Raw genomic sequence first — 349 nt, forward strand, 5'->3', positions numbered from 1 at the left:
AGCAGCTGGGGCGTGCGGTGTCGACCGTCAGCCGTGAGGTGAAGCGCGGTGGGGGTCGCTGCGGCTACTCGGCGTGGCGTGGTCATGAACGTGCCCGCGATAAGGCGCGTCGACCGAAGCCGTTCAAGCTTGCGTCGGGCCGGCTGCTCGAGGAGGTCGCCAGCCGGCTGGAGCAACTGTGGTCACCTGAGGAGATCGCAGCGCGCCTGCGGTTGGATCACGCCGACGACCCGGAGATGCGCGTGAGCCACGAGACGATCTACCAGTCGCTGTTCGTGCAGGGCCGAGGCGAACTGCGCCGTGAGCTGGCGCGGTGCCTGCGGTCCGGAAGAGCGGCCCGCAAGCCCCG

At 69.9% G+C, this 349-nt stretch carries 1 pseudogene; it reads left to right on the forward strand.

The features are described from left to right. Positions 1-349: pseudogene (locus tag IG178_RS24225) on the forward strand (helix-turn-helix domain-containing protein); the annotation flags it as partial.

It is taken from the genome of Neoluteolibacter marinus, assembly GCF_014904755.1.
Taxonomy (GTDB): Bacteria; Verrucomicrobiota; Verrucomicrobiia; order Verrucomicrobiales; family Akkermansiaceae; genus Haloferula; species Haloferula marina.